The organism is Rhizobium grahamii, assembly GCF_009498215.1.
GTDB lineage: Bacteria > Pseudomonadota > Alphaproteobacteria > Rhizobiales > Rhizobiaceae > Rhizobium > Rhizobium grahamii_A.
In genome coordinates, this window is the sequence record NZ_CP043498.1 from 3,285,173 (window position 1) to 3,311,275 (window position 26,103).

24 protein-coding genes and 3 pseudogenes are annotated in these 26,103 nt (G+C 58.9%); 9 read left to right on the plus strand and 18 right to left on the minus strand.

Annotated elements, in window-relative coordinates:
• Positions 1–102 precede the first annotated feature (102 nt).
• A complete protein-coding gene (gene leuB, locus FZ934_RS15835) occupies positions 103–1,215 on the minus strand; it encodes a 3-isopropylmalate dehydrogenase (RefSeq protein ID WP_153271849.1) in 1,113 nt (370 codons plus the stop codon).
• A gap of 173 nt (positions 1,216–1,388) precedes the next feature.
• Between leuB and FZ934_RS15840 the strand changes: the two genes are divergently transcribed.
• Entirely contained in the window at positions 1,389–2,321 is a 933-nt protein-coding gene (locus FZ934_RS15840) for a pyridoxal-phosphate dependent enzyme (RefSeq protein ID WP_153271850.1), read from the plus strand.
• A 58-nt stretch (positions 2,322–2,379) separates the two neighbouring features.
• Here the strand turns inward: FZ934_RS15840 and leuD are convergent, their stop codons facing one another.
• The 3 genes from leuD to FZ934_RS15855 all read right to left on the minus strand — a co-directional run bounded on the left by leuD (position 2,380) and on the right by FZ934_RS15855 (position 3,911).
• Positions 2,380–2,988, minus strand: a complete 609-nt coding sequence (leuD, locus tag FZ934_RS15845) for a 3-isopropylmalate dehydratase small subunit (protein ID WP_113359992.1) — start codon at positions 2,986–2,988, stop codon at positions 2,380–2,382.
• Between the two features lie 138 nt (positions 2,989–3,126).
• Positions 3,127–3,555, minus strand: a complete 429-nt coding sequence (locus FZ934_RS15850; RefSeq protein WP_153271851.1) for a VOC family protein — start codon at positions 3,553–3,555, stop codon at positions 3,127–3,129.
• 113 nt (positions 3,556–3,668) lie between these two features.
• The gene (locus FZ934_RS15855) at positions 3,669–3,911 is read right to left on the minus strand and encodes a hypothetical protein (RefSeq protein WP_113359988.1); all 243 of its coding nucleotides are present in this window, start codon (positions 3,909–3,911) and stop codon (positions 3,669–3,671) included.
• Between the two features lie 112 nt (positions 3,912–4,023).
• On the opposite strand from FZ934_RS15855, the gene FZ934_RS15860 reads away from it, so the two are divergent.
• Positions 4,024–4,932, plus strand: coding sequence for an HpcH/HpaI aldolase/citrate lyase family protein (locus tag FZ934_RS15860; protein WP_153271852.1), 909 nt, complete (start codon positions 4,024–4,026; stop codon positions 4,930–4,932).
• 13 nt (positions 4,933–4,945) lie between these two features.
• Entirely contained in the window at positions 4,946–5,152 is a 207-nt protein-coding gene (locus FZ934_RS15865) for a DUF1737 domain-containing protein (protein WP_153271853.1), read from the plus strand.
• An 8-nt stretch (positions 5,153–5,160) separates the two neighbouring features.
• Here FZ934_RS15865 and FZ934_RS15870 read toward each other — a convergent pair whose 3' ends face one another.
• Positions 5,161–5,598 (minus strand): metallopeptidase family protein, encoded by a 438-nt coding sequence (locus tag FZ934_RS15870; protein WP_113359981.1) that lies wholly within the window; start codon positions 5,596–5,598, stop codon positions 5,161–5,163.
• 161 nt (positions 5,599–5,759) lie between these two features.
• On the opposite strand from FZ934_RS15870, the gene FZ934_RS28180 reads away from it, so the two are divergent.
• The 5 genes from FZ934_RS28180 (at position 5,760) to bfr (ending at position 12,511) form a co-directional block, all read left to right on the plus strand.
• Complete coding sequence (locus tag FZ934_RS28180; RefSeq protein ID WP_246737809.1) at positions 5,760–6,707, plus strand: ImuA family protein; 948 nt, start codon at positions 5,760–5,762, stop codon at positions 6,705–6,707.
• Between the two features lie 10 nt (positions 6,708–6,717).
• Positions 6,718–8,163 carry a Y-family DNA polymerase gene (locus FZ934_RS15875; protein WP_281409934.1) on the plus strand — a complete coding sequence of 482 codons (1,446 nt, stop codon included), beginning with the start codon at positions 6,718–6,720 and terminating at the stop codon, positions 8,161–8,163.
• Complete coding sequence (locus FZ934_RS15880) at positions 8,163–11,597, plus strand: error-prone DNA polymerase (RefSeq protein ID WP_153271855.1); 3,435 nt, start codon at positions 8,163–8,165, stop codon at positions 11,595–11,597. The genes FZ934_RS15875 and FZ934_RS15880 overlap by 1 nt, the downstream gene beginning before the upstream one ends.
• A 67-nt stretch (positions 11,598–11,664) precedes the next feature.
• A complete protein-coding gene (locus tag FZ934_RS28185; RefSeq protein WP_153272475.1) occupies positions 11,665–12,060 on the plus strand; it encodes a (2Fe-2S)-binding protein in 396 nt (131 codons plus the stop codon).
• A complete protein-coding gene (bfr, locus tag FZ934_RS15890) occupies positions 12,026–12,511 on the plus strand; it encodes a bacterioferritin (RefSeq protein ID WP_056810872.1) in 486 nt (161 codons plus the stop codon). Before FZ934_RS28185 ends, bfr begins: the two co-directional genes overlap by 35 nt.
• A gap of 36 nt (positions 12,512–12,547) precedes the next feature.
• Here bfr and FZ934_RS15895 read toward each other — a convergent pair whose 3' ends face one another.
• The 6 genes from FZ934_RS15895 to rsfS form a co-directional block, all read right to left on the minus strand.
• Positions 12,548–13,081 (minus strand): RNA pyrophosphohydrolase, encoded by a 534-nt coding sequence (locus FZ934_RS15895; RefSeq protein WP_153271856.1) that lies wholly within the window; start codon positions 13,079–13,081, stop codon positions 12,548–12,550.
• Between the two features lie 11 nt (positions 13,082–13,092).
• Complete coding sequence (locus FZ934_RS15900) at positions 13,093–14,286, minus strand: divergent polysaccharide deacetylase family protein (protein ID WP_153271857.1); 1,194 nt, start codon at positions 14,284–14,286, stop codon at positions 13,093–13,095.
• Positions 14,287–14,358: 72 nt separating this feature from the next.
• Positions 14,359–15,681: a S41 family peptidase gene (locus FZ934_RS15905; RefSeq protein WP_113359966.1), complete on the minus strand. Its 1,323-nt coding sequence runs from the start codon at positions 15,679–15,681 to the stop codon at positions 14,359–14,361.
• Positions 15,671–17,116 carry a murein hydrolase activator EnvC family protein gene (locus tag FZ934_RS15910; protein ID WP_153271858.1) on the minus strand — a complete coding sequence of 482 codons (1,446 nt, stop codon included), beginning with the start codon at positions 17,114–17,116 and terminating at the stop codon, positions 15,671–15,673. The genes FZ934_RS15905 and FZ934_RS15910 overlap by 11 nt, the downstream gene beginning before the upstream one ends.
• A gap of 121 nt (positions 17,117–17,237) precedes the next feature.
• A complete protein-coding gene (gene rlmH / locus FZ934_RS15915; RefSeq protein ID WP_153271859.1) occupies positions 17,238–17,720 on the minus strand; it encodes a 23S rRNA (pseudouridine(1915)-N(3))-methyltransferase RlmH in 483 nt (160 codons plus the stop codon).
• Positions 17,721–17,823: 103 nt separating this feature from the next.
• Complete coding sequence (rsfS, locus tag FZ934_RS15920; protein ID WP_153271860.1) at positions 17,824–18,267, minus strand: ribosome silencing factor; 444 nt, start codon at positions 18,265–18,267, stop codon at positions 17,824–17,826.
• A 198-nt stretch (positions 18,268–18,465) separates the two neighbouring features.
• Between rsfS and FZ934_RS15925 the strand changes: the two genes are divergently transcribed.
• Positions 18,466–18,903 carry a winged helix-turn-helix domain-containing protein gene (locus FZ934_RS15925; protein WP_153271861.1) on the plus strand — a complete coding sequence of 146 codons (438 nt, stop codon included), beginning with the start codon at positions 18,466–18,468 and terminating at the stop codon, positions 18,901–18,903.
• Here the strand turns inward: FZ934_RS15925 and modC are convergent.
• From modC to obgE, 7 genes and pseudogenes are all read right to left on the minus strand, one after another.
• A pseudogene (modC, locus tag FZ934_RS15930) lies at positions 18,841–19,904 on the minus strand (molybdenum ABC transporter ATP-binding protein). The gene FZ934_RS15925 and the pseudogene modC overlap by 63 nt on opposite strands.
• A pseudogene (gene modB / locus FZ934_RS15935) lies at positions 19,901–20,601 on the minus strand (molybdate ABC transporter permease subunit). Before modB ends, modC begins: the two co-directional pseudogenes overlap by 4 nt.
• Before the next feature lie 70 nt (positions 20,602–20,671).
• Positions 20,672–21,457 carry a molybdate ABC transporter substrate-binding protein gene (gene modA, locus FZ934_RS15940; RefSeq protein WP_153271862.1) on the minus strand — a complete coding sequence of 262 codons (786 nt, stop codon included), beginning with the start codon at positions 21,455–21,457 and terminating at the stop codon, positions 20,672–20,674.
• A 400-nt stretch (positions 21,458–21,857) separates the two neighbouring features.
• Positions 21,858–22,474, minus strand: a pseudogene (locus FZ934_RS15945) (nicotinate-nucleotide adenylyltransferase).
• Positions 22,475–22,511: 37 nt separating this feature from the next.
• Positions 22,512–23,795 (minus strand): glutamate-5-semialdehyde dehydrogenase, encoded by a 1,284-nt coding sequence (locus FZ934_RS15950; protein WP_153271863.1) that lies wholly within the window; start codon positions 23,793–23,795, stop codon positions 22,512–22,514.
• The gene (gene proB / locus FZ934_RS15955; RefSeq protein WP_153271864.1) at positions 23,788–24,957 is read right to left on the minus strand and encodes a glutamate 5-kinase; all 1,170 of its coding nucleotides are present in this window, start codon (positions 24,955–24,957) and stop codon (positions 23,788–23,790) included. The genes FZ934_RS15950 and proB overlap by 8 nt, the downstream gene beginning before the upstream one ends.
• Entirely contained in the window at positions 24,944–26,026 is a 1,083-nt protein-coding gene (gene obgE, locus FZ934_RS15960; RefSeq protein WP_153271865.1) for a GTPase ObgE, read from the minus strand. Before obgE ends, proB begins: the two co-directional genes overlap by 14 nt.
• Between the last annotated feature and the right edge of the window lie 77 nt (positions 26,027–26,103).

Below are 26,103 nucleotides of genomic sequence, written 5' to 3' on the forward strand. Positions count from 1 at the left end.
CATCAATGCAGAACGGAGATAGGCGCAGCATCCGCCGCCTTCAAGCAAAGGCCCTCCGCATCTGATGATGCGAAGGGCCTGAAACGTGTTTCACGTGAAATATCAGGCAGAAAGCGCCTTGAACTCGGCGAGGATCGCGTCGCCCATTTCAGTGGTGCCGACCTTCTTAGCACCTTCGGCCATGATGTCGCCGGTGCGGATGCCCTTGTCGAGCACGTTGGCGATCGCCTTTTCCAGGTTGTCGGCTTCCTTCACGAGGTTGAAGGAATAGCGCAGGCACATGGCAAAGGAAGCGATCATCGCGATCGGATTGGCAATGCCCTGGCCGGCGATATCAGGAGCCGAGCCATGAACCGGCTCGTAGAGCGCCTTGCGCTTGCCGGTCTTGGCATCCGGAGCGCCGAGCGAAGCCGACGGCAGCATGCCGAGCGAGCCCGTCAGCATGGCGGCAACGTCTGACAGCATGTCGCCGAACAGGTTGTCGGTGACGATGACGTCGAACTGCTTTGGCGCGCGTACCAGCTGCATGCCACCGGCATCCGCCAGCATGTGCTCGAGCTTGACGTCCGAATACTTGTCCTTGTGCGTCGCGGTGACCACCTGGTTCCACAATACGCCCGACTTCATGACGTTGCGCTTTTCCATCGAGCAAACGCGATTCTGGCGCGTGCGGGCCATTTCGAAGGCCACGGCCGAGATGCGCTCGATTTCATAGGTGTCGTAGACCTGCGTGTCGATGGCGCGCTTCTGGCCATTGCCGAGATCGGTGATGGTCTTCGGTTCGCCGAAATAGACGCCGCCTGTCAGTTCGCGGATGATCAGGATATCGAGGCCTTCGACCAGTTCCGGCTTCAGTGACGAGGCGTTTGCCAACGCCGGGTAGCAGATGGCCGGACGCAGGTTGGCGAACAGCTCCAGATCCTTGCGAAGACGCAGCAGACCGGCTTCGGGGCGCACTTCATAGGGAACATCATCCCACTTCGGGCCGCCGACAGCGCCGAAGAGAACCGCATCGGCAGCAAGCGCCTTCTGCATGTCACCTTCGGAGATCGCGGCACCATGCGCGTCATAGGCGCTACCGCCGACCAGACCTTCGTCGGTGACGAAACCGGCATTCATTGCCTCGTTCATATAGGCGATGATCTTGCGGACCTCGCCCATGGCCTCGGGGCCGATGCCGTCACCCGGCAGCAGGAAAAGATTGCGCGCTGTCATGAAACCCTCCGCGGAAAAACAAGTTGCGGCTTCTTAGACCTGCAAAAACAGCATTTCAAGCGAGTGGGAGGCCGATTCGGTACGGTTGCGGAATTACTGTGCCATCGCTCGTTGACCGATCGACGCAAGCGGGTCCACAAGGGGTGATATCGCCAAGCTCATCGGGTACCATAATGCCTTCTGCACCGCTCCACCTCGACACACCACTTTTCCGCGCTTCCGCTGACTACAGTGCCAGCAACAAGCCACTCTGGCTGAAGCTCGACGCGCTGCAACCCTCTGGAAGCTTCAAGCTCCGCGGTGTCGGCAGGCTTTGCCAGCATGAAATCGAAAACGGCGCCCGCGAGATTTTCTGCGCCTCGGGCGGCAATGCCGGGATCGCCGCTGCCTATGCCGGACGATCGCTCGGTATTCCGGTTACGATCGTCGTGCCACAGACGACATCAGCGGAGGTGCGCCAATCGATCGAGGCAACAGGTGCCTCGGTGATCGTCCACGGAGCGGTGTTCGATGAAGCCAATGCTTTCGCGATCGAGCAGGCAAATGCCAGGAAGGCAGCCTATGTGCACCCGTTCGACCATCCGCTTCTGTGGGAGGGACACGGCACGTTAATCGACGAGGTCGTCGCCAAAGGTGCCGACTTCGATTGCGTCATCGCAAGCGTCGGCGGTGGCGGTTTGCTTGCGGGCATCGTTGCTGGTCTCAAGCGAAACGGCCTGTCTCATGTGCCTGTCATTGCCGTTGAAACTGAAGGAGCGGCATCCCTTCATGCCAGCCTTGCCGCTGGCGAACGCATCACCTTGCCGGGGATTATTTCGATCGCCAGCTCGCTCGGTGCGCGCCAGGTGGCGGAGCACGTTTTCAATCTGCCGAAACACCACCCGATCGAAAGCGTGACGGTTACCGATGCACAGGCAGTCGCGGCCTGCCTGAAGTTCGCCGACGCCTATCGCATTCTGGTCGAGCCTGCCTGCGGCGCCGCACTCGCCGTCGCTGACGTCCATGCCGATAGTCTCGCTCGCTTTAAAAATCCGCTGATAGAGGTCTGCGGTGGCATCGGCGTCTCGCTGGAGAAGCTGAAAGCCTGGAAAGAACGGCTGCTATAAGCCAACCAAAGAAAAAGCCGGGCGAAAGCCCGGCTTTGACCATGCAATCTTGTAAGACTTACGCAGCCCAGGGATGGGCTGCAGCGTTCTTGGCTTCGAAATTGTCGATCGCCTTGCCCTTTTCGAGCGTCAGACCGATATCGTCGAGACCGTTCAGCAGGCAGTGACGCTTGAACTCGTCGAGATCGAACTTGATCGAGCCGCCGTCCGGGCCGGTGATTTCGAGGTTTTCCAGATCGACCGTCAAGATCGCGTTGGAACCGCGCGAGGCGTCGTCCATCAGCTTGTCGAGGTTTTCCTGGCTGACCTTGATCGGCAGAATGCCGTTCTTGAAACAGTTGTTGTAGAAGATGTCGGCAAAGCTGGTCGAGATGACGCAACGGATGCCGAAATCGAGGAGCGCCCACGGCGCATGCTCGCGCGAGGAGCCGCAACCGAAGTTGTCGCCGGCAACGAGGATCTTCGCATTCTGGTAGGCCGGCTTGTTCAGCACGAAACTCTCGTTCAGGGAGCCGTCTTCATTGTAGCGGGCCTCAGCGAAAAGACCCTTGCCAAGACCCGTGCGCTTGATCGTCTTCAGGTAGTCCTTCGGAATGATCATGTCGGTATCGATGTTGACAACCGGCAGAGGGGCAGCGACGCCCGTCAGCTTTACGAATTTGTCCATGGCCTGGCTCCAATATCAGCAGACGTAGTTTTGTTGATCAGCGTTTAGTCCAGATTGCCGCCGAAATGAAGGAAAATTTATATCGTGGAACCGGCTGCGCGCGGATTCGACGCGCAGCCGGTCATGACCGTCGTGAGATCAGCTTGCCTTCGCTGGCGCATTCATCGCCCAGAGCACGCCGAACGGATCACGCAGCTGGCCATACCGGTCGCCCCAGAACATCAACTGAACGGGCATGACCACCTCTACGCCGGCCTGTACCGCGCGCTCCCACCAGAAATCGATATCGTCGATGACAAGCTGGAGGCTGAAGCCTTGGTGCTTCTGGAACGGATGGCCATGCTCGGGATAGGCATCCGAAAGCATCACCGAGCTTCCGTTGATGTAGAGATGGACATGCATCGTCCGGCCATTTTCATCCGGAGGGACGACAAATGCTTGCTCGGCGCCGAAGGCACGCTTGTAGAATTCCGCGGCCTTCAACGCACCATCAACCGTAATATACGGAAGCAAGCCATTCTTGACCGGCGGCATCTGCATCGTGCCGGTTTCCGTTGCGGTATCCATACTGTCCTCCATCGTTTGATTTGGCTCGGGCGAGAAGCCCAGACCTCTCAAGGACGCGGGAAGATCAGTCGAGCCGACAGTGATCTCGAAATTTTCTGGAGTCGACGCGAACGTCAGAGGTCGATGATCGTACCGCGACCGTCATTCCAGATGCGCATGTTCTCACCGGAATGTGACCTTGCCTTCGCTGTGGCGCGGACCGGAGCCGGTTTCATCTTCAGCGAAAGCGCGCGGCCAACCATGAGTACCGTCAGAATACCCCCGACTGCGAGCGTCACGGAAAAGGTGACAAACGCCAGTGCAACGAAGGCGGTGATGCCAGCGAGCAGGAGGAAGACGGAACGAATGCTTTGCATGGTTTTAGACCTTTCTTCGGAAAGGAATGTGGTTCTTCATTTCTCTCTCTGCAAGATGAGCATGGCTTTTTGTTGTCTTGCCACTCATCACAAAGCTTGGCACAGATTTGTGATGACCCGTAAGCCTCCGACTCGTTCCTTGAATCTCCGCCGGTCCGTCCTGAGCGTTCCGGCCATCAATGCACGCGCACTGGAAAAGACCCATGCGCTCGATTGCGATGCCGTGATCTTCGATATCGAGGACTCGGTGGCGCCGGAGCGAAAGGCGGAAGCCCGCGACAATCTGAAGGCCTTTTTTTCAGGCTCTACTCTTCTGAACAAAGAGCGGATCATCCGCATCAATGCGCTTGATTCCACATTCGGCATTGCGGACATGGAATTGGTGCTGGCACTGGAGCCAGATGCCGTACTCCTGCCGAAAGTAAACGAACCTCAGGATGTGATGGCCGTCAGCGACCGGCTCGCTGACGCCGATGCGCCAGAGAATCTCCGCATCTGGGCGATGATCGAAACGCCACGCGGCATTCTGAACGCGGCAGCAATTGCCGAGGCCGGGCGTACACCGGGCTCGAGACTGGATTGTTTCGTCGTCGGCCTCAACGATCTGCGCAAGGAAACAGGCGTCCTGCCGCAGCCCGGCCGCACCTATCTCGTGCCCTGGCTTATGCAGGTGGTTCTCGCCGTGCGTGCCTATGGCCTCGACGCGATCGACAGCGTCTTCAACGATTTCAGGGATGCCGATGCCTTCGATGCCGAATGCGCACATGCCCGCGCCATGGGCTTCGACGGCAAGATGCTGATCCACCCGGCGCAGATCGAAGCCGCCAACCGACATTTCGGCCCCGATGAGGCTGCCATTGCCGAAGCAGAGTCGATCATCGCCGCCTTTGCCGACCCCACTACCGATGGCCTGAATGTCATCAATGCCAATGGCCGGATGATCGAGCGCCTGCATCTTGTCCAGGCGGAAAGTCTGGTTCATAAAGCCCGCCTGATTGCAGAACGCCAAACGGCGAAGTGAAAGACGACTTTAGATGAAGCTTTATCGCCTTCTGACCGGCCAGGATGATGCCGCTTTCTGCCACCGCGTGACCGCCGCCCTCAACAAGGGCTGGTCGTTGAACGGCTCGCCGTCGCTGACCTTTAACACCCAGACCGGCCAAGTGATGTGCGCTCAGGCGATCGTCAAGGAAGTCGAAGGCAAGGAATACCACCCGGACATGAAGCTGTCCGAACAGTAAGTGAAAGCTTATCGTTCGGCTGCCTCTTCGGCGCTCGCCTCGATCCGTTCCATGTCGTCGTCGCTGAGACCGAAATGGTGGCCGATCTCATGGATAAGGACGTGAGTGATGATATCGCCCAGTGTCTCGTCGTTCTCGGCCCAGTAGTCGAGGATCGGGCGCCGATAGAGGCGGATACGGTTCGGCAGTTCGCCGGTCTCCATCGTGAAACGCTCGGAGATGCCCCGGCCTTCAAAGAGGCCAAGAAGATCGAACGGCGTTTCCAGCGCCATGTCCTCGAATATCTCGTCGTCTGGGAAATCCTCGATCTCGATCGTCAGATTGGTGGTCAACGAGCGGAATTCTTCCGGCAGGTGGCTATACGCCTCCATTGCCAACGACTCGAAGGTACTGATCGTCGGCGCGTGGCGATCCCGCCAATCCTCGCTCTGGTCTATGCGGGCCATTAATATTCCTTCCTTTGCGGCCCATATAGAACCTTTGCGTACGATTTTCGAGAGCGGAATCAAAGGCAGGAATAAATTCACATCAAATGGCTGTTGACTCTTCAGTCCGCCTCTGGAATCCATAAGAACACAACAGGAACATACGAGACTTGGAGAACGTCATGGCACAGTCGGCCGTGACGCGCGAGCGGCTTTTTGCGCTCCGCGAAACCATTGCAAAGCTTGAAGGAAAGCCCGCGCCGGCCTTGGCTGCCGCGCAAGGCGAAGCCCTGGCCGAAAAGGATCTCTCCGCCAAGAGCGACAGTGGCCTGCGTCTTCCTCTTGGAATCCCCGTGCTCGACGAGGCAATAGATGGCGGCCTGCCGCTCGACGGGATCACCGAGGTTCGTTCCGACCTTTTGCGCGAAGCCGGCGCCGGTAGCGGCTTTGTGTTGGCGCTTGCCGCCATGCTGCAGCGTCAAGCGGGAGAGAGCCACAGTGCTCCGCTACCGATCCTCTGGATCGCGGACATGGTTTCCACGATGGAAGCAGGCATCCCCTACGCCGTGGGTCTGCGCGATTTCGGTCTGAAACCGGAGCGGTTCTTCTATGCCAGTCCACGCAAGCTTGAAGATGCCCTCTGGCTTGCTGAGGCCGCAGTCGAAAGCGGCATCTTTCCTGCGACAATTCTGGAGGTTCGCGGCAATCCGAAACCCTTCGGTCTGACGGAAAGCCGTCGTTTGAGCTTGCGGGCGAAAGCATCGAAACGCCCGCTTTTCTTGTTGCGGCAGGCTGGAGAGGAAGAGGCCAGCAGCGCTTGCTTCCGCTTCCTTGTGGCACCCGCGCCGGCACAGGCGCGCGCCTTGCCGGATGGCACGATGCTGGGCGGTAGCATCGGCAATCCGGTTTTTCATCTCACCCTGGAGAAGAGCCGCAACCCGGCTCCCCTCTCCTTTCTACTGGAGTGGAACCCTCATGACCGCCGTTTTTTCGCCGTCTCACAATCAGTCGACCCTCGCCTTCCAGACGAACGCGCAGCGCATTCTGGCACTCCACTTTCCGCATCTTCCAACCGACCGAATATCAAGAAAGAAATGGGGGCTCTCCTGGCGTTCGCGCGGACGTCCTGAAGCCGCACCGATCGTCTGCTCCAGCCGTCTCAACAATACCATGCGGCTGACAGCGCTCGACGAGGCAGCCGAAACCCTCAATCTCCGAAAGCACATGGGCGTCGCCGAAGCCCGCGCCATCTACCCCACGCTCGATGTGATCGAAGACGACCCAGCCGCCAACCGGCGCTTCCTGGAAGCGATCGCCGACTGGTGCGATCGCTATACTCCGCTTGTCGCTCTCGACGGCGTCGATGGCCTTTTCCTCGATATTACCGGCTGCACCCATCTGTTCGGCGGCGAGGCCTCCCTTCTCAAGGATATTCTCGCCAGGCTCTTCCAGATGGGAATTGACGCGCGCGGCGCCATTTCTTCCTCGCCGGGATTGTCCTGGGCCATCAGCCGCTTCGGCCAGGGCGGCATCATTGACCATGAAGAGGCCGAACAGGCGCTGGCTCCCCTGCCCGTCGCGGCCTTGCGCCTCGAGGAAGAAACGATAGGTGGCCTGAACAAGATGGGCCTCAAATATGTCGGCGATTTACTGACCGCGCCGCGCGCCCCGCTCACCCGCCGATTTGGAGGAACGGTGCTCTTGAGGCTCGATCAGGCGCTTGGAACCGATGAGGAGCCGGTTTCCCCGCGCCTGCCCGTCGCGAGCCTCTCGGTTGAACGTCGCCTGATTGAACCGATCGGAGCCGAGGACGACATCCTCGTGCTCACCAATCAGATTGCCGTCTCCCTGAAGCCCTCGCTGGAAGCGCGTGGCGTCGGCGGTCGAATCTTCGAACTGGTGCTGTTCCGTGTCGACGGCAAGGTGTTTCGCATTTCCGCCGGGACCGCACAGCCCTTGCGGGAGCCGAAGCGCATCGCCGCTCTCTTTGCCGAACGCCTGCAGGCAATTCACGACGATTTCGATGCTGGTTACGGATTCGAGATCCTTCGTCTCAACGTGCTCCTGCACGAGGACTTCGTGACCTCACAGGGTGATTTCGAACACCACCAACAAAAGGACGCGTCTCTTGCCACCTTCGTGGATCGGGTTTCAGCCCGCCTTGGAGAAGACTGCCTGCAAACATTCCAATTGCGAGAGAGCCACGTACCGGAAAGAGCCGTCATTGCCGTGCCTGCAATCGATCATCTGTCCGCCCCCAAAGCCCGGGAAGGACATACACCGCCGGCTAGGAGCGAGCGGCCCATCCGGCTATTGCGGAAACCGGAGCCAATGGATGCCTTTGCCATCGAAATCCCCGATGGTGCACCAGCGAGTTTTCACTGGCGTCGGATGCAGCACCGCGTTTTGAAAAGCGAGGGACCCGAGCGGCTGGCAATGGAATGGTGGCTCGATGGGTCGGATGCTGAAGATCGAGACTACTTCCGGATCGAAGACGACAAGGGGCGCCGCTTCTGGATCTATCGCCAGGGTCATTATGAGCGTGACGCAGCGCAGAACTGGTTCATGCATGGGGTCATTGCCTGATGTCCGCCGTCTTCGAAATCGGCGCCAAGACCAATTTCTCCTTTCTGGAGGGTGCCTCCAAGCCCGAAGAAATGGTCGTTCAAGCTGCCGTTCTGAAGCTCGGAGGCCTTGGCATAGCCGATCGCAATTCGGTTGCCGGCGTCGTCCGGGCGCATGCCCAGGCAAAGGCGATTCTGAAGAAGTTCGAACGAATGAAAGCCGGGCTTCTGGAGGAACGCGAAAAGAAGGATATCATTCCCGATCCGATCCGTTTCCAGCCGGGGGCCCGTCTCGTCTTTGCGGACGGAACCCCTGACATTCTTGCATACCCTCGCGACCGCCAAGGCTGGGCGCATCTTTGCCGGTTACTGAGCGCCGGAAACCTGCGAGCCGAAAAGGGTAAGTGCATTCTTTTTGAAGACGATCTGATGGAATGGGGCGACGGCATGATGCTTGCAATCGTCCCTCACCCCTCCACGACCGACGATAACAATCACGCAGCGTTCGAAGCCTGTCTGGAACGCTTCAGAAAGCGCTTCCGGAAAAACATCCACATTGCGCTCGCTCCCGCCTACGATGGCCGCGACAAGCGGATGTTTGCGACTATTTCCAAGCTGGCACACCGCAACCGCATTCCCTTGATCGCGACCAACCAACCGCTCTACCACGATACCGCTCGCCGCCCCCTCGCTGATATCGTGACATCGATCCGGGAGCACGTTCCCATTCCCGAGGCTGGCTTTCTCCTGGCTCCGAATGCCGAGCGCTATCTTAAAAGTGGTGGAGAAATTCTGCGTCTCTTCAGAGACTATCCGCAGGCAGTCACGAACACCGAAAGGTTCTTTGGAGACCTTTGCTTTTCACTCGACGAACTGGAGCACAACTACCCTCCCGAGAATGACGCGGGGGAAACACCGTATGAAACACTGGAACGCCTAACCAGATCAGGTGCTGCAAAGCGCTTCCCCAATGGCGTGCCTGAAAAAGTTCAAGAGAACATCGAATACGAGCTGAGCCTCATTCGTCAAAAGCAATATGAACCATACTTCCTGACGGTCCATCGGATCATCCAATATGCTCGGCATGAAAAGAAAATCCTCTGCCAGGGGCGCGGCTCAGCGGCAAACTCGGTCATTTGCTATTGCCTGGAGATAACCGAAGTCAATCCGGAGAAGAGCACCCTGCTCTTCGACCGCTTCCTCTCGATGGACCGCGACGAGCCGCCGGATATCGATGTGGATTTCGAACACGAGAGGCGCGAAGAAGTCATCCAACATATCTACGAGAAATACGGCAAGGAACATGCCGGTCTGACGGCAGGGGTCACGACCTACCGTACCCGATCCGCTGGGCGCGAGGTCTCGAAGGCTTTCGGTCTCTCGGAGGACGTCCAGTCTGCCATCGGCAGTCTGGTCTGGGGCTGGTCGGAAGAAAAGCTGTCCGAGCGGGAAGCGAAAGCCGCCGGGCTCGTAACCTCCGATCCCGTGACCCAAAACGTGCTGAAATATGCATCCGAGCTTCTTGGTTTTCCCCGTCATCTCACCCAGCATGTCGGCGGCTTCGTCATCACCAGGGACAGGCTGGATGAAGTCGTTCCGATCATGAAGACGGCGATGCCCGGACGCTACATGGTCGAATGGGACAAGGATGACCTCGACAACCTAAAAATCCTCAAGGTCGACATCCTGGCACTTGGAATGCTGACCGCATTGAAGAGGGCATTCGATCTGCTTCTCCTGCACTACGACGTCAAGAAGACACTCGCCGATCTCGGCAACGCCACGCATGAAGACGAGAAACCGGTCTATGCGATGATGTGCCGGGCCGACACGCTCGGCGTCTTCCAGATCGAGAGTCGGGCGCAGATGAGCATGCTTCCACGTCTGAAGCCGAAGGAATTCTACGATCTTGTCATCGAAGTCGCTATCGTCAGACCCGGCCCCATCCAGGGAGACATGGTCCATCCCTATCTGAAACGCCGCGAACAAAGAGCACGCGGAATTCCGGTAACGTATCCAAATCCCGAGCTTGAAAAAGTTCTCCAGAGAACGCTTGGTGTACCACTGTTTCAGGAACAGGCCATGCAAATAGCCATCACGGCGGCAGGCTTTGAGCCCGCTGAAGCAGATCAACTGAGACGCGCCATGGCAACCTTCAAAAGAACAGGCACTATCGGCGATTTCGAAAAGCGTTTCATCAATGGCATGGTCGCGAAAAAATATCCTCCTGATTTTGCCAAGCAATGTTTCAATCAGATCAAGGGTTTTGGCGAGTACGGCTTCCCGGAAAGCCACGCGGCTTCGTTCGCACTGCTGGTCTACGCCTCGTCCTGGGTAAAGGCCTACTATCCTGATGTTTTCTGTGCCGCGATGCTGAATTCGCAGCCAATGGGTTTTTATGCTCCTGCACAGCTCGTCAGGGATGCCCGGGAACATGGCGTCGAGATCAGGCCCGTCGACATCAATAGATCGAACTGGGATTGCTTGCTTGAGGAGACAGAATTCAACAGACATGCAGTCGACTTCCGGCATGCCAGCATGCGGGATGTCATCAAGACAGAACGAGCCGTTCGGCTTGGGTTCAGGCAGATAAAGGGTCTTTCGGAAGACAGCATGAAGCAGCTCGTTGCCAACAGAGGCGAGGGCTATTCTTCCATCCGCGATCTCTGGCTACGCTCAGGCTTGCAGAAAGCAGATATGGAACGTCTCGCTGATGCCGATGCCTTTCACTCCATAAGACTGTCTCGGCGGGATGCACTTTGGGCCGTGCGGGCACTCGATGTGAAGAGCGCCGCCGAAAAGCTCCCTCTGTTTGACCAAGTAAGCCACATCGACCTGCAGGTCGAACCCGAGACAAGATTGCCGGAAATGCTGCAGGGCGAACAGGTTATCGAGGATTACCGATACCTCTCGCTCTCTCTGAAGGCACATCCCGTCTCATTTCTGCGCGAAGAGTTTCACAAGGCAGGCGTCCTCAGAAGCGTCGACCTTCTGACCGTTCCGAACGGACGAAAAGTGACGATCGCCGGTCTTGTTTTGGTGCGTCAGCGCCCAGGCTCAGCCAACGGCGTCATCTTCATGACCCTGGAAGACGAGACCGGCGTTGCCAACGCCATTGTCTGGACGAAAGTCTTCGAGAAGTACCGCCCGATCGTCATGGGAGCGCGGCTTGTGAAGATATATGGCAGGCTTCAGAGCCAGAGCGGCGTCATCCATACCGTCGTCGATCATATCGAGGACATGACGCCCGCACTTGGTATCCTGCAGAAGGAAGCCAGGCGGTTCGGCGTCAGCGATCGCTCCGATGAAGCGCTCAATCCGACAGCGGATCCCCGTCAGCGAAAGGTAGCCAACGCCCTGGAGAAGGCCGTTATGGAGAGGAAGATAACTACGGGCAGCAGGACTGAAACACGCGAGACAGCCGGCGTCATGCCAAGGGGCCGAAACTTCCATTGAGGAGCTTGGAATTGGTGGCAGTCCGAGTGCCAATTGTTCTGGCACTCCGGCATGCGACCAAAGGCGCATCCGCAGACTCTATTTTTTCTTGACAGCTGTCGTCTTCTTTAGCAGAAAAGACGATAGTGAATGTCATGTTTGGAATGACGACGTGCTTGTCTGCAGCTGCAATTACATAACTGACCACGAAATCCGGGAAGTCATCAACGAGCTTCTCGAGCAGGACTGTTGGCAGCTTATCGTGCCTGCAAAAGTCTATCACGCTATGGAGAAACGGGGCCGCTGCTGTGGCTGCTTCCCGAACGTGGTCGATATTATCATCCAGACAACCGAGGAATATCACGCCGGTCACCACTCGACGGAAGCCGAAATATTTGATTTCATGTCCCGCCTGAGAAAATTCCATGAAGAAAACAGGAGAGCGGACATTGAAAGGCGACAAAAAAGTCATCGAGCGGCTTAACGAGGCTCTCTTCCTAGAGCTTGGCGCTGTCAATCAGTATTGGGTCCATTACCGCCTTCTTGAAGATTGGGGCTACACCAAGCTCGCAAAGAAGGAACGCGCCGAATCCATCGAGGAAATGCATCATGCCGATCGTCTGGTTGCGCGCATCATCTTCCTGGAAGGCCATCCCAACCTGCAGACACTCGCACCGCTTCGCATCGGCCAGAACGTCAAGGAAGTTCTGGAAGCCGACCTTGCCGGCGAGTACGATGCCCGTAGCGCTTACAAGAAGTCGCGCGATATCTGTCATGAGGCCGGCGACTACGTCTCCATGAAGCTCTTCGAAGAGCTTCTGGCGGACGAGGAAGGCCATATCGACTTCCTCGAAACGCAGCTCGAACTTCTGAATAAGATCGGCGAAGCGAAATACGGCCAGCTGAACGCAGATTCTGCCAACGAAGCGGAATGATCCGGGATCAAGCCGGCCGCAATGCGGCCGGCTTCCTTATTCTGACGGCGCCAAACTCGCCAGGTGGCGAAACTCTTTCACAACCTGATCATACACTCCGCGCTTAAACGGCACGATCAAGCCAGGCAGGCTTTCCATCGGCTTCCACTGCCACTCATCGAACTCCGGAGAATGCCCGCCCGGCGGCGGGTTGATCGCAATCTCGCTCTCATCTCCATCAAAACGAAAGGCAAACCAGCGCTGGGTCTGCCCGCGAAACTTTCCCTTCAGCCCAATGCCGATCAACTGAGCCGGCAAATCATAATTGATCCAGTCGCGCGCCTCAGCCAGCAGCGTGACCGTCTTCATTCCAGTCTCTTCGTAAAGCTCCCGATACGCGGCCTCCAGCGGATCTTCGCCGTGATCGATGCCGCCTTGCGGCATCTGCCACAGCTGCGGTGAACCGTCATACTCCGAGTTTTCTTCGGGAATACGGCGGCCGGCCCAGACCAAGCCGGCACGGTTAAGCACCATCACGCCGACGCAAGGGCGGTAAGGAAGGTCTTCTGCTCTGATGTTTTGCTTGTTCATTGGCCCCACACTCATGGCTTCTTCGGGTCGTTTGCCAGCGCCGCGATGCCGACGATCTCTATGCCGCGCATCGCTGCCTCCTCGGTCCATTTCGAGATGGCATCGATGCTTTCGTCAAAGGCAGAGGCGACGCCGATCGCCTGCCCATTGCGTTTTGCGATACGCTCAAGTTCGTCGAGCTTCGAAGTGATCGCATTGACGTCAAGCTGAGCGTCGAGCTGAATGTCCGCAAATGCGTAAGGCAACTCGGTTCCCTTGGCGATCACGGCCGTTTTTGACTGCGCCGAACTGCCGTCATCGAGGAAAAGAAGACCCCGCTTGCTGATGTCGCGAAGGACCGGCTCCATGGCATTGGGATCAGCGAGGAAGCGCGCTCCCTGGTAGTTCATGATGCCGGTGTAATTTGTGATCTCGCCCATCGCCCTATGCAGGCTTTCGAGATTCTTGGCAGCGGACTTCGATGTCAGCAGCGTATCAGGCCCCGGATCGTTCGCCGGATAATCATATGGCTCGAATGGCACTTGCAGCAAGATCTCGTGTCCGCCGCGGCGCGCCTCCTGCATCCAGCGCTGGAGGCTGTTGCCGCTCGTCGCAAAGGCAAAAGTGACGTCTTCAGGCAGCTTCTGGATCGCCCGCTGCGTGCCGGTCTGGCTGAGCCCCAGGCCGCTGACGACAATAGCAATACGCGTTCCATGCGTTCCCGACCATGGTCTTGCATACTGGTCCATCGGCCGCCGCCCATCCGGCCCGACGATGGGGAGGCGCCCGCCCTGTGTATCTTCAAGCAACGCGTCGTTCGGCAGCGCCGCCATACGCGGATCCTGCCCAACTTGCATCGCATCAATCAGCACCGGACCATCATCGCCGCGCGAGCGCGGGCTGTATTTGGTGACGACAGACCCATCCCCCGCGACCATTTGCTCCACATTCGCGCCGGAGCGGGGAGCGGCACGCGGCATACCCTCCGGGGCCGCCGGTGGGGTAGGCGGTGTTTGGACAGTGTCCGAAGGCGGCGCCGCCGCACTTTGCCCTGCGGCCGGATCCGTGCGCTTCAGGTCGTCGCCATGAAATGCCGTATAGACCGAGAAGCCGCCGATCGCGACCAAACAGACGCCGGCCAGCATGCGTCCCAAACGCAAAATGCCCGGCCGCTTCCGGCGGGCTTTGCGATCTTGCCCCAAGGGCGCATGTAAATCGGTACCCATCTCGGCGCCTCTGGATGAAGACAGAAAAAAGGCGTCAGCCGGAAAGTTCCGGCATGACGCCCTCATTCGTCATTACTTAGCGCTCACGGCTTTATCGGGATTCGGCGGGAAAGACGGATCGGTCTTCTTGCCGCGCAACAGATCAAGCGCGTAGTTCAGCTGCACGTCGTCCTTCGGATCTGGCGGAACATAGGCAGCAGAGCCCGAACCTTCGTCCGTCTCGCTCTGACCCTTGATATGGCCACGCAGGCTGGATTCGCCCTCAGTGACCATCTTGCCCTTCAGATCATCCGGCAGCGGCTCGTCGACCTTGATGTCGGGGGTGATGCCCGTACCCTGGATCGAACGACCCGACGGCGTGTAGTAGAGTGCCGTCGTCAGGCGCAGAGCGCCATTTTCGCCAAGCGGAATGATCGTCTGCACGGATCCCTTGCCGAAGGAGCGGGTACCGAGGATCGTCGCACGACGCAGATCCTGGAGGGCGCCGGCAACGATTTCCGAAGCCGAAGCCGAGCCGCCGTTGATCAGCACGATAACGGGCTTCCCATCCGTCAGATCGCCCGGACCGGCATTGAACCGGCGGGTCTCATCCGGATTGCGGCCACGCGTCGAAACGACTTCGCCGCGCTGCAGCAGTGCATCCGAAACCTGGATCGCCTGATCGAGCAGCCCGCCCGGGTTGAGGCGAAGATCAAGAACGTAGCCCTTCAGCTTGTCGGCGGGAACCGTCTTCTTGATCTTCTCGATCGCCTTTTCGAGATCCGGATAGGTCTTCTCGGTGAACGAGATGATGCGCAGGTAGCCCACATCATCCTCGACGCGCGACTTCACGGCCTGAACGGCCACGACATCGCGAACGATCGTCAATTCGATCGGCTTGTCGGCGCCCTTGCGGATCAGCGTCAGCTTGATTGGCGTGTTGACCGGGCCGCGCATCTTTTCGACCGCGTCCTCGAGCTTCAGACCGCGAACGGACTGACCATCGATCTCCGAGATATAGTCGCCGGCAAGCACCCCGGCTTTGGCAGCCGGCGTATCGTCGATCGGCGTGATAACCTTGACCAATTCGTCTTCCATGGTGACTTCAATGCCAAGGCCGCCAAACTCGCCCTTGGTCTGGGTCTGCATGTCTTCCGCATCCTTGGCATTCATGTAACTCGAATGCGGATCAAGGGACGAGAGCATACCGTTGATGGCGTTTTCGATAAGCTTGTCTTCCGCCGGCGGCGTCACATACTGCGCGCGCACTCGCTCGAAAACATCACCGAAAACCGACAACTCCTTGTAGGTGGACGCTCCCGCCGCTTCGGCAGGCACGCCCGCGGAGTAAATGACGCTCATAGCCGTCGCACCCATCAATGCGCCGACCAGAACAAGAGAAGCCCTACGAATCATTGCGTGCCTTTCCAGTGTCTTTGGCGGTCCACCACGGTCGGGAATCGACCGGTTTTCCGTCTTTTCGAAATTCAATGTAAAGCGTTGGCCGGCTGGTTTCCAGCGCCAATGCGGTCGCACTTGCCACTCTTTTTGCGCCCATGATCGCAAGCGGCTCACCGGCAAAAACGAACTTGCCCTGGCGTGTGCTGATCGATTCCATTCCTGAGAGAACGAGGTGATATCCGTCACCTGCATCGAGAATGATCATCTGCCCGTAGCTGCGGAACGCGCCGGCATAAACGACGGTCGCGTCGGCAGGCGCGGTAACCACCGTCTCTGCATTGGTGGCAAGCGTCATTCCCATGGCCTCGTGCCCGGTTCCATCGGCATCGCCGAACTGGCGGAGTATGTCTCCCGCCACGGGAAGTTCGAGTTTCGCCTTCAAATCTCCGAACGCATATGCGGGTGCAATGCGGTTTTTATCAGGCACTCCGCTCTCTGCCAGCGCCTTGGCCTGCGCCCGTTGCTCGTCGGTCAGAAGCTTGCGGTTTTCTTCGGCCTGACGCGCGGCAGCAGCGGCTTCGCGCACGGACGAGATCTGGCTTTCCATAGAGGCGACAAGGCTTTCAAGGCTCGTCGCCTTGCTGGCAAGTCCTTCCGATCGCTTCCGTTCGGCCTCGAGTTCGGCGGCATTGCTACGGCTGAGCTTTTCGTTCTCCGCAAGCAGGAGATCCATGCGCCGCTCTTCCTCGACGCTATTGGTCATCGTCGACGTCAGGCTTGCCTTCTCGGCCGCGCTTGCCGCCTGCAACGCCGACAAGCTCGCAAGATCGGCGGCAAGCTTGTCAGTCTCCTTGCGGATCCCCGGCACGACGGCACCAAGCAAGATTGCGCTTCGGACAGACGCAAGCGCATCGTCAGGCGTAACCAGCAGCGCCGGCGGCGGATTTCTGCCCATCCGCTGCAAGGCGGCGAGAACTTCGGCAAGGAGACCGCGGCGATCGTGCAGCGAGCGACGCACATCATCTTCCTTGACGCCAAGATCAGCAAGCTTCTTCTCGCTTTCAAGAATCTGCTTCTCAAGCGATTTCCGGCGCGTAGCTGAATCGATCAAAGCCTGGCGAACGCTGCCGGCGCTTTTGTCGAGATCGGCAATGCTCTTCTGCAGTTGCTCCACCTTGTCGGACGACAGGTTGATCGTCTTCGACAAGGCCTCGAGTTCTGTCCGCGTCTCGTCACGCTTCTTAGCGAGTTCGGCGGCAGGATCCGGCGGCGGCGCTTCAGACAGGGGAACCGAAGAAGGGACTGAAGCCTGAGGTGGAGGCGACGGAGCCTGCTGCCCCAAAGCCGCGTCGCTGCCAAGCAGGCACCAGAACCCGAGCAAGGCCGCACCAAAGCCAGCCATCACGGACGGCAGGACCAAGTAATTTCGCTTGGACGCGCTTCTGGGCATGCTTTCGGAAGAATCCTCTTAAATCGCGCGGAGACTAAGCTGATTTGGCGCGCGTTTCCAGAAACATTGAAGGAGCGCAGCCGCTCGGACAACACAAACCTGCGTGAGTGGAATGCGGCGGTCAGACACGGTGATAAGGATGCCCGGAAAGAATGGTGACGGCCCGATAGAGCTGTTCGGCGATCAGGGTCCGCACGAGCTGGTGCGGCCAGGTCATCTTGCCGAGGCATAATACGGCGTCGGCGCGATCGTAAAGCGACGGATCAAGGCCATCAGCGCCACCGATTGCGATCGTCAGGTCGCGTTTCCCCTGATCACGATAGCTACCGAGCAGGTTTGCAAACCCCTCGCTATCCAACGCCTTTCCTCTTTCATCGAGAAGAACAAGAACGCTGCCGTCCGCGAGCGACTTCTGAAGCAGCCCCGCCTCGTCACGTTTTCGTGTCTCTGCGTTCGAAGCACGGCTTTCGGCGACTTCGGCGACACGCGAGAACTCGAGACCGACCGCCGGGCCGGCCTTGGCAAAGCGATCAAAATATCTGGACGCAAGATCTTTCTCCGGGCCGGACTTGAGCCGGCCCACGGCAAAGAGACCAATCCGCATGGCATCCGCTCCTGCACTGGCACCACAGCGCCGTCACGACATCGTCGCTCCAGCCTGGTGGCCGCCGTCTATCAGGCCTTGGACGCCTCGTCCAGATAAGCTGTCAGTGCAGAGTTTCCTCGTCGATCTCCGGCGCGGCCCACATCTTTTCGATGTTGTAGAACTCGCGGATTTCGGGGCGGAAAACATGCACGATGATATCGCCGGTATCGATCAGAATCCAATCTCCGCCATCCTGGCCTTCGACGCGGGCCGTACCGAAGCCCTCGTCTTTCAGGTCGGTGAGGAGGTGATCCGAGATCGCCATGACATGCCTGCTCGAACGACCGGAGACGACGACCATGTAGTCTCCCAGTGCTGACTTACCGGCAATGTCGATAGTGGCAATATCTTCAGCCTTCGAGTCCTCAAGGCTAGTGAGGACGGCTTGCAGGGCACGGGCGGCAGCATCGGCGCTACGTTCCGGGCTCTTCGGGACAACGGCGTGCGTTTTTCCCTTGGCGTGTACTGTTGTCAGTGCTTTCCCTTTCTCGGAATGACAAAACATGCACATCACTGATTTGGCGAACCAAATCATGATTAAGATAGGCACCAAATTGTATATGTTTCAAGACGCACACGATCACAAAGCGTGAACGTCAAAATTGGCGCGGGAGCATGATCCTATCAGGCGATATGCTGGCGCTGGTGTACAGTCCAGATCGCTCCACGTAAAGTGGCGAAGCATTCAAACGCAAAGACGACGATGAAAGCAACCGACGACGCGCTTACTCCCATCCTTCGCATCAGCTTTCCGCACGAGGACCGTCTTGGTCGCGGGAAGATGGAGCTTCTGGAACACATCAGGGAAACAGGCTCGATTTCCGCCGCCGGCCGCGCGATGGACATGTCCTATCGTCGCGCCTGGCTGCTCGTCAGCGACATGAACAGAATGTTCAAGGAACCCGTCGTAGAATCGCAGCGCGGCGGCCAGAAAGGCGGAGGCGCCTCACTGACTGCGTTCGGGGACGAACTCCTCGCCCGCTTCCGGCAGATGGAGCAGACCGTACGCTCGATGCTGGCGGACGACCTTGCCTGGCTGGACGCCAATCGCGCTCCCGCAGCCGAAATCCCGAGCGAGTCAAACCTCGATCGCGACGGTCTTGATGATGGCAAAAACCGGCGTTCCCGCTCTCAAGCCTAAACGCTCTGCAGAGAAGCTCGTTATTCGCGACAGGACTTCATCGCCAAGGCAGTCGATCGTAATGTCCACAGTCGCGTCATCGGCTGGGTTGATGGTCCGAACGACCCCCTGAAGCACATTAAGGGCACTCAGCCCCTCTGGCCGCACGGTGGCAATCATCACGTCGCGTGCAGGTATCCGCACCCGAATGGATTTGCCGGATTGCAGCAGGCCGGGAACATGCAGCTTGGAACCTTTCAGGGCAATCGTCGCCACACGATGTTGATCGTCGACGCTCTCGACGGTCCCATGAAGCAGCGCCCCAGTTCGTGCCGATCAAGCGACGCAGACGGCTGCATGAGGACCTTCTCGGCCGAACCAACCGCCGTCACGGCGCCATCCTGCATGACCACCACCTGATTGGCGAGACGCGCGACTTCGGCAACCGAATGGCTGACATACACGATCGGAATGTCCATTTCGTCGCGCAACCGCTCGAGGTAGGGCATGATTTCCGTCTTGCGGGCTTCGTCGAGAGCCGCCAGAGGCTCGTCCATCAAAAGCAGGCGAGGGGATGAGAGCAGGGCACGCCCGATCGCCACGCGTTGTTTCTCGCCGCCCGAAAGATTTCCCGGGCTTGTGGCCAACAGATGATCGATACCGAGGAGCTCGGAAATCCTTTCCAGCTGGACCGAGCGCTCGCCTGAAGGTGAAAACCACCGGCCATAGAAGAGATTTTGGCGTACACTCAGGTGCGGAAACAGTCGAGCTTCCTGGAAGACATAGCCGAATCGTCGCCGGTGCTTGGGTACGAAGATCCGCTTGCTGGTATCCGTCAGAACGTCGCCGTCGAGCTCCACGCGGCCTTTTTCCGGTCGAGTCAGCCCGGCGATAATCCGGATCATCGACGTCTTGCCTGAACCGGAACGTCCGAAAAGCGCGGTAATGCCGCGCTCCGACGCGAAACTGGCATCCAGCTCGAATCCTCCCAAACGATGCTTCGCTTCGACGATGAGTGTCATTCCGGATCGACCCTCCGACCCACAATGCGAGAAAGAAATTCAGACGCCAACAGGGCAGCCATCGAAATGCCAACCGCGATGATTGTCAGACGCAGTGCACCGGCGTCACCGCCCGGTACTTGCGTGAAAGAGTAGATCGCAGCCGACAGGGTCTGCGTTTCGCCCGGAATATTGGAAACGAACGTGATCGTGGCACCGAACTCGCCCATAGCCTTGGCGAACGCCAGGATCATCCCCGCGATGATCCCCGTAATGTCAGCGGCAAGGTGATGGTCAGGAAGACCCACAGCGGGCTTGCCCCAAGCGTCCCGGCCGCTTCTTCCAGCTTCTTGTCGACCGCCTCGATGGAAAGCCGGATGCTTCTCACCATCAGCGGAAACGCCATGACAGCACAGGCGAGTGCAGCGCCCGTCCAGCGAAACGAAAACACGATTCCGAAGTGCTGATCGAGAAAGCTGCCAATCGGGCCACGGCGACCGAAGAGAACAAGCAGAATGAACCCGGTCACGACAGGCGGCAGAATCAAGGGCAAATGGACGATACCGTTCAGGATCGATTTTCCCCAGAAGCGGCCACGCGCCAGAACCAAGGCCACGGCGATGCCGAACGGCAGACTGGCAAGCATGGCGACGACGGACACCTGCAGACTGAGCAGGATTGCCGTCCACTCATCGTCACTGAGACCAAAGGCGTGCAATCGATATCTCCAAAATCAAAAGGCCCACCCAAGTGGGCCTCCTGTTGAGGTCAGGTCTGAAAATGACCAATCATTTCAGAATGGTAAAGCCCTGATCCGTGAAGAAATGTGCAGCCTTCTCCGATTTCAGGAAGTCCAGATAGGCTGCCGCATCTGCATTCTTGCTTTCAGCGAGAATGGCGACCGGATAGATGATCGGCGGGTGGGAATCGGCCGGGAACGTTCCCACAGTTGCTACACCCGGATCGGCCGAAACGTCGGTCTGATAGACGATGCCGTACGGAGCTTCACCGCGCGAGACGAGCGCGAGTGCAGCACGCACGCTTTCGGCACCCGCAACCTTGCTTTCAACCGACGACCACACTCCGAGTTTCTCCAGCGCCGTCTTGCCATACTTGCCCGCCGGCACGGACTTCACTTCGCCCATGGCCAACTTACCGTCACCAAGCAGGGTCGCAAGGTCGAAGCCCTGCTTGATATCGACAGGCTTGGCTTTGTCTTTGGCCGCGACCAGCACGATGCTATTGCCGAGCAGATTGGAACGCGTATCCGACTTGATCAGGTTCTTCTTGGCGACATAGTCCATCCAGTCCAGATCGGCCGAGATGAAGACATCGGCGGGCGCACCGCCTTCGATCTGCTTCGCCAGCGCCGAACTTGCAGCGTAGGAAGCAACGGCTTCCTTGCCGCTTTCCTTTGCCCATTCGGCATTGGCCGCATCCAGGGCATTCTTCAGGCTCGCCGCCGCGAAGATCGTGACTTTCTCGGCGGCCATGGCAGCCGGTGCGTATGCGCCGAGCCACGCGGACGAAACGGCAACGACGGCAAACCTAACCCATTGACGACGGCTAAACATCAGAAATTGCTCCCCAAGCTTCGAAATGTCTGAAGAGATATAACGACGTCAGGCATTTGGCTAGCGCTATATTCTGAAAAATATAACAGCTCTCACCCACGCCCCGATTTGCGATCGCCAGGCACGCTGGGTTTGCACCAAAATCAGGACAAGGAAGGAAACAAGCAGTGCTGCTGCTGAATAAATCGGCAGACTTAACCATCCCCCGACAAAGGCATGCAAAATGCACATTGCTGCGATGCAACATTCTCTATTTCAGGGAACGTCGCCGTTTGCTAAAACATAATCATCGAACGGCGATCTCCTCCTCCCATAGTCGTTCGATATGGATCGGCAGCACTCCTCCTCCCAGTTGTCGATCAAGTTTAGAAGCCCGACGGATCCTCCCCCGTCGGGCTTTTTACTTTTCGGATCGCTGGCGGCTGAGAACGGTGCCGTGCCCATTCGCACGAATTTCCGTAGAGCTGAGGCCAGAGCGCGGACCATGGATGAAGGTCCAGGCCGGTGCCTGCCTCTTCCAGAGTGCGCGTGAATCGTCCTCGTCGATGCGCGCAAAATCAAATGTCCGCGCCATCTTCGATGACAGGAAGGACAACGTCGACCCTGGGCGGTCGATGACGGCGATCGGGAATGTGTTGACGATATCCTGCCAGCGCTGCCAATGATGAAAGGTCTTCAGGCTGTCCGCTCCCATGATCCAGATGAAATGGACATGCGGATTGCGCGCCTTGACGCGCGCCAACGTATTTGCCGTGAAGCTTGTCGCAAAATCCCGCTCGAACGCGGTAATCTTGATCGAGGGTAGGGGGCAAGACGCTCGCTCAGCGCGATACGCTCGGCGAGCGGCAAGAGGTTTCGTCGATCCTTGAGCGGGTTGCCCGGCGTAACGATCCACCACAGCTGATCGAGACCGAGCCGCTTGATCGCGATTTCTGCGACCAGCGCATGACCAGCATGCGGCGGATTGAACGAGCCGCCGAAAAGACCGACGACCATCCCGCGCTCCGTATGCGGCATGCGAAGATAATGTCGGTCGATTTCGTCGTTTGTCACGTCAGGGCCGGGTCTGTCCGGTGCCGTGCACCCGATATTTGAAGGACGTCAGCTGCTCGACGCCGACGGGGCCGCGGGCGTGCATCTTGCCGGTCGCGATGCCGATTTCCGCACCCATGCCGAACTCGCCGCCGTCAGCAAACTGCGTCGATGCATTGTGCAGCAGGATCGCCGAATCGACTTCTGTGAAGAACCGCTCGACCACACGAGGATCCTCGGCAATGACAGCTTCTGTGTGATTGGAAGAATAGGTCTGGATATGCTCGATCGCCCCGGAAATGCCGTCGACGACAGCAACCGAAACGATCGCATCCAGATATTCCGTCGACCAATCGTCCTCGGTCGCAGCCTTTACGCCAGGCATTACCTCGACGACAGCAGCCGAGCCGCGAATCTCGCAACCGGCACCCGCCAGCGTATCAAGCAACGGGCGAAGATGCGTGCCGGCAACAGCGCGGTCGACGAGAATGGTTTCCACCGCGCCGCAGATACCCGTCCGCCGCATTTTCGCGTTGACGACGATCTCCTTGGCCATATCGAGATCGGCTGAAGCGTCCACGTAGATATGGCAAAGCCCTTCGAGGTGCGCGAAGACGGGCACCCTCGCCTCGTTCTGAACGCGCGCAACAAGGCTCTTGCCGCCACGCGGTACGATAACGTCGATCGCGCCATTCAGTCCGCGCAGCATTGCGCCGACGGCAGCGCGATCAGTTACCGGAACAAGCTGGATGGCGTACTCAGGCACCCCGGCAGCCTTAAGCCCCTGCACGAGGCAAGCGTGGATCGCCTGCGACGAACGCCGGGAATCCGAACCGCAGCGCAAGATGACTGCATTGCCCGCCTTCAGGCAGAGCGCGCCGGCATCCGCTGTCACGTTCGGACGGCTCTCGAAAATCACGCCTATGACGCCGAGCGGCGTGCGCACACGCTCGATCTTCAGGCCATTCGGCCTGTCCCAGGCGGAAATCACCTCGCCAACCGGATCCTTGAGAGCGGCGATCGCGCGAATGCCTTCGGCCATCTCGGCAACGCGCTTCTCCGTCAGCGTCAAGCGGTCGACGAAGGACGCCAGCATATCAGTGCCGGCGACATCCTTCAGATCCTTGGCATTCTCGGCGAGGATATGATCCTTGCTGGCGAGAATCGCATCCGCCATGGCGTTGAGCGCCTTGTTCTTGGCTTCAGTGGACGCAAAGCCCAACGGTCGCGCGGCAGCCTTGGCTTTGCGGCCGATGTCGTTCATCAGCGCGTCAATGTCAGGGCTCTGCGCAACAGTATCAAGCATAGCTTGTGTCCTTCTTCTGCCTTTCAGATTTCGAACCGATCTGCGAGGTCATCACCATGTCGTCGCGATGGATCATGGCCGCGCGCCCGGCATAGCCGAGGATCGCCTCGATCTCCGTCGATTTGCGGCCGGTAATCTGTCGTGCCTCCTCGGCATCGTAGCTGGCGAGCCCGCGTGCAATCTCGCGCCCCTCAGGACCGACAATCGCCACTGTATCGCCGCGGCTGAAAAGCCCGACGACCTTGCGCACACCGGCGGGCAGCAGGCTCTTGCCGGCGCCAAGCGCCGTGACCGCGCCTTCGTCGACGTGGAGTTCGCCGGCAGGCTGCAGCTGACCGGCAATCCAGGTCTTGCGGGCCGTGACGGGAGTTCCCGAAGGCGCAAACCACGACGAACGAGCGCCGTTTTCGATCGCCGAAAGCGGGCTATCCGTCTTTCCCGACGCGATGATCATCGCGCAGCCCGACGTCGTCGCGATCTTGCCGGCGTCAATCTTGGTGCGCATGCCGCCGCGGGACAGCTCGGATGCCGCGCCCCCGGCCATGGCCTCGATTTCGGGCGTGATCTCGGCGATCGTGGCGAGAAACTCTGCCTGCGGATCGAGGTGCGGCGGCGCCGTGTAGAGGCCATCTATGTCGGATAGCAAGATCAGCAGATCGGCCCCGGTCATCGTCGCGACCCGCGCGGCCAGGCGGTCGTTGTCACCGTAGCGGATTTCGCTGGTGGCAACCGTATCGTTCTCGTTGATGATCGGCACGGCGCCGATCTTCAGAAGCTGGCTGATGGTGGCGCGCGCATTCAGGTAGCGGCGGCGCTCTTCCGTATCGCCGAGTGTCAGCAGGATCTGCCCGGCGACGATCTCGTCGTGGGACAGACTTTCGGACCAGGCGCGAGCGAGCGCGATCTGGCCGACAGCGGCCGCAGCCTGGCTCTCTTCGAGCTTCAGCGCGCCGGAGGGGAGGTCGAGAACCGAACGACCGAGCGCGATAGCGCCCGAGGATACGACGAGGACATCCACGCCCTTTGACTTCAGCGCCGCGATATCGCGGCACATCGCATCGAGCCAGGCCTTCTTCAGCCCAGCCTTGCGATCGACGAGCAGAGCAGAGCCGATCTTGATAACGATACGGCGATAGCGCTCAAGCGGCTTACGCGTCGTCATCGACCTCGCCTTCATCATCCGAGACCGTGTCGCGGTGGCGAAGCTTTGGCGTCTTGGCAAGCTTCTCTGCCGCGCCGGCATTCGCCTCGACGATGATGTCGCGCAGGGCGCGCAACACTTCGGTCATGCCCTTGCCCGTTGCCGCCGAAATCTGGAACGGCGTCTTGCCGCAAGCCTTGGCAAGTTCCTTCGTCTTCTTCTTCAGCGTTGCATCATCAAGCACATCGATCTGCGAAAGCGCGACGATCTCGGCTTTATCAGCCAGATCGTTGCCGTAGGCCTCAAGCTCCGTCTTGACCGTCGTATAGGCCTTGCCGACTTTTTCCTCCTGTGCAGACACAAGATGCAAAAGCACGCGCGTGCGCTCGACGTGTCCGAGGAAGCGATCGCCGATGCCCACGCCTTCATGTGCACCTTCGATCAACCCGGGAATATCCGCGAGAATGAACTCCTGCCCGTCGATCGTGGCGACGCCGAGATTTGGGTGAAGCGTCGTGAAAGGGTAGTTGGCGATCTTCGGTCGAGCCCGCGTCACGGCCGCGAGAAAGGTCGACTTGCCGGCGTTCGGCAAGCCAACAAGTCCGGCGTCTGCAATCAGCTTCAGATGCAGCCAGATCGTCTTTTCTTCGCCGGGAAGACCCGGATTTGCCCAATCCGGCGCCTGGTTGACCGAGGTCTTGAAATGGGCGTTGCCAAAGCCACCATTGCCGCCCGTGGCGATACGGAACCGCTGTCCCTCTCTCGTCAGGTCGCAGATCAACGTTTCCTTGTCCTCTTCGAAAACCTGCGTGCCGACAGGGACCTTGAGCGTAACGTCCGCGCCGTTGGCGCCCGTACGATTTCGACCCATACCATGCGTGCCGATCGTGGCTTTGAAATGCTGCTGGTAGCGGAAGTCGATCAGCGTGTTGAGGCCGTTGACCGCCTCGACCCAGACGTCGCCGCCGCGTCCACCGTCGCCGCCATCAGGGCCGCCGAATTCGATGAACTTCTCGCGTCGGAACGAGACGCTGCCGCCGCCGCCGTCACCGGACTTGATATAGACCTTTGCTTCGTCGAGAAATTTCATTTTACTTCCATCGTCCGGTGGCTGTTCATCGCCCCTCTTGCCGCTTTCGATATAGGCGGTTCAATCGGAGGTCAAAG